Here is a 6,434-nt window from a genome sequence, read left to right as displayed (position 1 = left end):
TCTGTACGCCGCGGCAGCCGAGGACGCCGGCGCTGAACTCGCGCGTACCGACCACCCAGGCGAGGCGATCCGCCATCTCAACTCCGCGTTCGACACCTATCTGCAGCACGAGGCGATAACCGACGCGCGCCGGGTAGGCCGCGAGTTGCGCCTGTTGGGTGTGCAACGGCGCATTGTCCGCCGGCCGCGGCCGAAAACGGGCTGGGACAGCCTCACCAACTCAGAGCTCAAGGTTGTCAGTCTCATCGCACAGGGCGATTCCAACCGCTCGGTTGCCACGCAGCTGCATCTTTCCCTCTATACGGTGAAAAACCATGTGCACAATGTGTTCTCCAAGTTGGGCATCAACTCCCGCGCCCAATTAGCCCAACTCATGCGCGGGCCCGGTTGACCGGCCCGTCCAATGCTGGGTCTGCTTAGTACTAGATCCATACGACACTAAAAATGAACCCTCGGGCGATGGTGCGGAGCCCGCCGCGCGGCGACTGTAGTAGTTGTCAAGTCATCACGTAGTCGCTCAAGCGACGCTCGAGGCAAAATTCCCCACGCTCCGCCTGTGAGCAGATCAGAGACAGGGGGTCGACGATGCTGAGCACAACGGGGCACCGCGACGAGCAGGAATGGCAAGTGCTGGACGATGTCTCGCGGCACTCGTCGTTGATCGACGCAGTGCTGGAAGGCCGCGTCCACGACGACTCCAGCTTGGACCTGGTCGCCGGCCGCCTGAGGCTGCGAAAGCATGGTCCCTTTGTGGTCATCGCGGCTGCCGTTGGCTCCGATGACGTTGAGCCGCTGACGAGGATCGAATCGAAGTTGCGCAGCCTCGATGTGTATTCGGCATGGCAGGTTGTGCCCGACTGGCAGGTCGGGATTGTCTGCGTCAAGTCGGAGCAACAATTCGACAAGGTTGTCGCCTTGGTGTCTCGGATGGCCGTCGACCGGGTTGGAGTCAGCGCGCGATTCGACGATCTGCGCGACGCGCCGCGGGCTCTGCACTTCGCCAAGATGACGTTGCAGGGGCAACCCCACTCCGATTCGCCTGTGGCGGTGTTCGACGGCACTATCTTAGCCACTGCCGTACTCGCCGCACCCGAGGTGATGGTCAAATCGGTCGACACAATTTTGGCCCGATTTGGCGACCTTCCCGACGACGAGCGCGACGTCCTCTTCGAGACGTTTCGGGTGTGGCAGGAAACCGACGCCTCGATGGCCATTTGCGCCGAACGACTTTGTTGTCACCCCAACACCGTGCGCTACCGACTGCAACGAATAGAGAGACGGACCGGACTATCCCTTTCTCGCCCAAGGGATATCGCAGAACTTTGTTTGGTGTTCGAAGTCTTCCGACGACTAATCTGATTGATCAGATTCCTTGGCACCTGCGGCCCGCAGATCGGCAATGCCGGGGTAGCCGTCAACAGCCAGCGGTCAGACCCAGCTTGGCTGCCAGGAGCCAAACGGAGTCAACGGATACTTGTATTCACCGGGTGTCTTCGACATCTCGATCATTTCGGTGACGCCTTTGTAATGGCCCATCGGTGTATCGGCGGTGAAGGTATCCGGATCCGGGTAGAGGTGCTCATCAGTTGAGCCGGCCGTCTTTGTCACGTAGTCACGATCGAAGATGCCCAACTCAGCAAGCCAAAGAGCCGTGCGTACCAGCGAAACCCGGACGCGGTAGCTTCCGCCCTCCTTGGCGCGACGGAGGAGCGCCGATAGTATTCCGCAGGTTGCCAGCCACCCCGCTGCGTAGTCACACGCCACGAAGATCGACGGATGTACGGGGTTCTCGTCACTGCCCTCGATGTTGTCCAGGCCCAACGCGAAGGTGGCCGTGATGTCGAAGCCGACGCGACTCGACCACTGCCCGGATTCACCGGCCCAGGTGATCTGGGTATCGATCAGGCCCGGGCGTTCGTTGAGCACGTCATCCGGCGCGATATTGAAGCGCTGCCGCCACCCCGTACGGCGGTTTGTGACCAAGACGTCGGCCTGGGAGAGAAGTTCACCGAACTTCGCCCCGCCTTCTTTGCTCTTCAGTTCGAGCACGGTCGAGCGCACTCCGACATGGGAGGTGTAGTGCCAGAGCGAGTGTTCGACATCGGTTGGTCGCCACACGTTGAGTGAGTCGGCGCCGTGCAGGGCCATGGCGCGACCGATCGAAGGGGCTGCAATGACGTGGCTTGACGAGAGCAGACGGATTCCGTCGAGCGGGGTCTTCGGGTTGGGGGTAAAGGGGATTGGATCGCTTTCGCCCACTTTCTCGACGCTGACCAGAGGCATCAGCCCAAGGTTCTTTGTGAAGGCGTCCATCTTGAGCACGTCTTTGATGTTGCGGGCCAGCGGCATGGGGACCCCCGCTTTCTCAGCGGCTTCTTCCAGTTCCTCACCGTTCCACTCTTTCACCGCGTCGGCCAGCGCCTGGTACGTGCCGCCCCTGGGTTTGAGCAGTTCGATTGTGTGCTGGCGCAAGGCGGGGTAAGGCTCGGCAAACATGACCCACTTGCCATCTTTGGTGGGGACGATATCTGGGCCGCCGGCAAAGGGGCTGAATGGATCCGTGCGTCCGGGGAATCCATTGAGCAGTTCCCACTTGCCGTCCAGAAACGGTGTGAGGCGGCGCAACGCCTTTCGCACGTCGATGTGAATATCCTGACCCTCGCCGGTACGCTCCTTCCATATCTTTGCGATCAGGATCGCCTTGGCGGCCAGCGAGATTGCACTGATAGATCCATATGGCAATCGGTCGGGCGTGATGGGATCAGCCCCGTAATAGGTGACCTTACCTCCGGAATCGGAAGCTGTTGCCCCCAAACTCTGTAGTAAAGATTCGACATGTGCAGGCACGTCAATCGAGCTGCTCTGTAACGGGTTGTCGTAGTTGGCAATGATGGTTTTTGCCAGATTTTCTGTCGCGCTCACGATGCGCCTTTCCATTGATCCGATCGGAGTTTGAATCTTTGAATTGACGAGGCTCAACCCGGAAGCAGCTGCCGAGAGTTGATGACCTCCTCGACGCCGGCTTCTTTCAGGGTCGCGATGTCCTTGAAACCGCAGACCGCCAAGCACAAATCGAGTTCGGCCAGGAAGGACCGCAGATAATGGGTCAGGCTTTCCGCACCGCCGTACGACAGTGCGTAGGCATACGGCCGCCCAAGCCCGACGGCCGTCGCTCCGAGGGCTAGCGCGATGATCGCATCCGTCGCGTTACGGACGCCGGAGTCGAACATCACCGGTGTGGAGCCGGCCGCTTTGACGACGCCGGGCAGCAGCTGCAGTGTGGATACTGCCGAATTCGCTTGACGACCACCATGATTGGTGCAGTAAAGAACGTCCGCGCCATTGTCGATCGCCAGGCGCGCATCGTCGGGGTGTTGAATCCCCTTAATGGCGATCGGAAGCTTCGTCTGGGCCCGAATCCACCGCAGGTCCTCCCATGACAGCGGATTGGCGAAGATCTTCGTGTAGTGCGCCAAGGCGGCTGGCTGGTCTTCTTCCGGCGGTTTGGCCAGGTGTTTGGTGAAGTTCACATCGGTGTAGTAGTTCTGCATGCAGTAGCCGCGGAACTGCGGAAAGTTCCCTCGCTCAAGATCCATCGGCCGGAAGCCGAGGGTCCAGGAATCCACGGTAACCATCAGCGCGGAGTAGCCGCTGGTCTCGGCCCGGCTGATCAGACTTGCGGCCAGTTCCCTGTCGTCGGGTAGGTAGAGCTGGTAAAAAATCGGTGTGTCGCCTGCATGTGGAACCACGTCCTCCATGCGCGTCTGGGTGAACGTCGACAACGTGTATGGCACGCCGGTCGCCGCTGACGCCTGGGCTGCAGCCACATCACCGTGGAAGTCGGGCGCACACAAGCCAACCAAGCCGATCGGGGCCAAAAACATCGGCGACACAAAATGTTTGCCGAATAAGCTGATCGACAGATCGCGTTCGGGCGGGCTGACCATCATTCGGGGCACGATGCCGTAGCACGAGAACGCAGCGATGTTCGCGCGCTGGGTACGTCCGTCGCCTGCGGCCGCCGACACGTACCGATACACCCAATCAGGAAGTGCCTCAGATGCTTTGCGCTCAATCGAGGCGAAGTCGAAGGGGTATCGGGTCGTTACCCCCTTTACCGCTTCGGCGTAGACCTCGTTTTGAAAGTCGCCGAAATTCCTGCCCATGGTCAATGGGTCCTTTCCCAGTAGAGGCTCGTCATGCTCCGGCGATCCAGGCCTGCTCTTGCCCGGGCTCTGGCAGGACACGGCCGCCTTCGACCGCGCCGCTCGCGGGGCTGTTCTGGATCACCATCAGAACCCGGTCAGGGTCGACGTTGGCGATTCGGGACACGGCGGACGCGATTGCCGTTGCGAGACGGGTTGTTTCGTCTAATGGGTGACCGGATCGCACCCAACTGTTGACCAGCACCGGATTCGCGGGCACGCCGTCCGTGTAAATCTCACCGGCGGGCAGCTCGTGAAAAACGACGTTGACGTAGGTGCTGGGCACATGGTTGATCTCGGCGTGGATACGGCTGATCTCTTGAGCCAACGCGCTCTTGACTTCGGCGGTCAGCGTCCCCGTTGTCGTTGTGCAGGTATAGACCGGCATGGTCACTCCTTGAATAGACGATCAGCTGGTGGCGTCAGCCCAGATGAGCGGCTTGCGGTTTGGTAGGCACCACGATGACGGTGGGCCCGTCGGCGCTCAGCGCGGCGGTGAATTCGTGGGCGAGCTTTTCGCAGTTGTCGACGTTGACGGTGCGGCACCCAAAACCCGTTGCGAGGGAGGCGATGTCGAGGCCCGGCAAGTCCATTCCCGGCACGCCGGTGCACTTCTCCAGCTTCGCAAACGACTTGAGGATCGAGTATTCCCCGTTGCGCATCACCACGAACACGATCGGCAGGCGATGTTGGGCGGCCGTATAGATCGCTTGCACCGAGTATTGGAACGATCCGTCGCCGATGGTGGCGAGGACGTGGCGCTTGACGCCCCGGGCGCGGTCTCCCAGGGCGACGCCGACCGCGGCGGGCAACCCCCAGCCGATCCCGCCGCTGGCAGTGGCGAAGAACGAAGCCGGGCGGGTGGTGGGCAGAAATCGCAGCTGTTGGGCCATAGTCGACGTCGATTCGGTGACCACCGGTGAATCGGCGGGCTTCACGGTGCGCAACGTCTCCCACACCGCGTCCGGTTCCAGCGGTGCCGACCCGGTCACGTCAACCGCGGAGGTGGGCACTTGTCTCGTCGGGACCCTCCGGTCGCTGTGGTCATCGACCATGCCAACCAGCTGCTCCAACGCCAGTAGCGTGTCCCCCAGCACGCTGTCACCGACCGGCGCCGCACCAGCCAGCCCCGGATCGGCGGTGAGCTGCAGCAGTTCGGTGCCCTCGGGCAGGTACTCGCCGGCCACATAGGGGTAGTAGCGGAAGACCTGCGCCCCGACCACGACGACGAGGTCGTGCCCGCGCATGAGCTCGGTGACACCGGCAATGGTCATCGGTATCTGTCCCTGATACAGACGGTGATCCTCCGGGAACGACGCCCGGTCGGGCAGCGGACTGCCGTACACCGGTGCGCCGACCTTCTCCGCGAAGGCCACCCCGGCGTCCCAGGCGCCGGCACGATCGACCTCAGGCCCGAACACCAGCAATGGCCGCTGCGCACCGTTAATGCGCTCGGCGAATCCGCGCAGCCGCTCGGCATCCGGGCTGACCCGGTGGCTCACCGTGCGTACCACCGCCGGGCCCAACGCCGGTTTCTCCCAGTCGTCAAGCGGGATAGACAAAAACACCGGGCCGGCCGGTGGCTGCAGCGCGATTGTGTAGGCGCGCATAAACGCGGCTGGCACGTCCTCGGCGCGCTTAGGTTCATACGCCCACTTCACCCATGGCTGCGGAAACACGGTCTCGTCCTTGTTAGTCAGATACGGTTCGCACAACACCATTTCGCGGGTCTGCTGACCGGCTGTGACGATCAGCGGGGTGTTGCCCTTAGCCGCCGCCACGATGTTGCCCATCGCGTTACCCATCCCCGCAGCGGTGTGCACATTGACCAGGGCGGGCTTGCCGGTGGACTGGGCGAATCCGTCGGCCATGGCCACCACCGACGCCTCCTGCAGCCCAAGGACATAGGTGAAGTCGTCGGGGAATTCGCTCAAGAACGTCTGCTCTGTGGACCCTGGATTGCCGAATACGGTGGTCAGACCAAGGGTGCGCAACAGGTCATAGGTCACCTCGTGAACGGTTTTCTCGTCAGTCATCGCCTCTATCCGACCTTCCGCTAGATGAGTCGCGTCAGCGCGTTTCTGATCGCGCGTTGCTACCAAATAGCTCACCCGAACCGCCGATGGCTGTCTATGTGCCCGGCAACAATGTCCAAACCCGGCCGATGTCGCAGGCAACAATCGCCTGCCGGGATCTGCGGGCCGGGAGCCCGGAGGGGGCTAGCTCGAT

General features: G+C 61.9%; 6 protein-coding genes. 2 read left to right on the top strand and 4 right to left on the bottom strand.

What is annotated here, in order from left to right:
- Together WAN02_RS13035 and WAN02_RS13030 are read left to right on the top strand one after the other, a co-directional pair.
- The coding region (locus tag WAN02_RS13035; RefSeq protein ID WP_422264601.1) for a response regulator transcription factor at nucleotides 1–391 on the top strand (391 nt) is incomplete at its 5' end.
- A gap of 194 nt (nucleotides 392–585) precedes the next feature.
- Nucleotides 586–1,359 carry a PucR family transcriptional regulator gene (locus WAN02_RS13030; protein WP_422264600.1) on the top strand — a complete coding sequence of 258 codons (774 nt, stop codon included), beginning with the start codon at nucleotides 586–588 and terminating at the stop codon, nucleotides 1,357–1,359.
- A gap of 69 nt (nucleotides 1,360–1,428) precedes the next feature.
- On the opposite strand, the gene WAN02_RS13025 is transcribed toward WAN02_RS13030, so the two are convergent.
- From WAN02_RS13025 to mdlC, 4 genes are read right to left on the bottom strand one after another with little or no spacing between them, the layout of a single operon-like run.
- Nucleotides 1,429–2,922, bottom strand: a complete 1,494-nt coding sequence (locus tag WAN02_RS13025; protein ID WP_422264599.1) for a CoA transferase — start codon at nucleotides 2,920–2,922, stop codon at nucleotides 1,429–1,431.
- A 53-nt stretch (nucleotides 2,923–2,975) separates the two neighbouring features.
- Nucleotides 2,976–4,166 (bottom strand): alpha-hydroxy-acid oxidizing protein, encoded by a 1,191-nt coding sequence (locus WAN02_RS13020; protein ID WP_422264598.1) that lies wholly within the window; start codon nucleotides 4,164–4,166, stop codon nucleotides 2,976–2,978.
- A gap of 31 nt (nucleotides 4,167–4,197) precedes the next feature.
- Nucleotides 4,198–4,593, bottom strand: coding sequence for a tautomerase family protein (locus tag WAN02_RS13015; RefSeq protein ID WP_422264597.1), 396 nt, complete (start codon nucleotides 4,591–4,593; stop codon nucleotides 4,198–4,200).
- 34 nt (nucleotides 4,594–4,627) lie between these two features.
- Nucleotides 4,628–6,241 carry a benzoylformate decarboxylase gene (mdlC, locus tag WAN02_RS13010; protein ID WP_422264596.1) on the bottom strand — a complete coding sequence of 538 codons (1,614 nt, stop codon included), beginning with the start codon at nucleotides 6,239–6,241 and terminating at the stop codon, nucleotides 4,628–4,630.
- Nucleotides 6,242–6,434 lie beyond the last annotated feature (193 nt).

Origin of the sequence: Mycobacterium sp. (assembly GCF_049281135.1) — a bacterium.
In the GTDB taxonomy this organism is placed as follows: Bacteria; Actinomycetota; Actinomycetes; order Mycobacteriales; family Mycobacteriaceae; genus Mycobacterium.
This window is presented reverse-complemented; position numbering and strand designations above follow the sequence as displayed.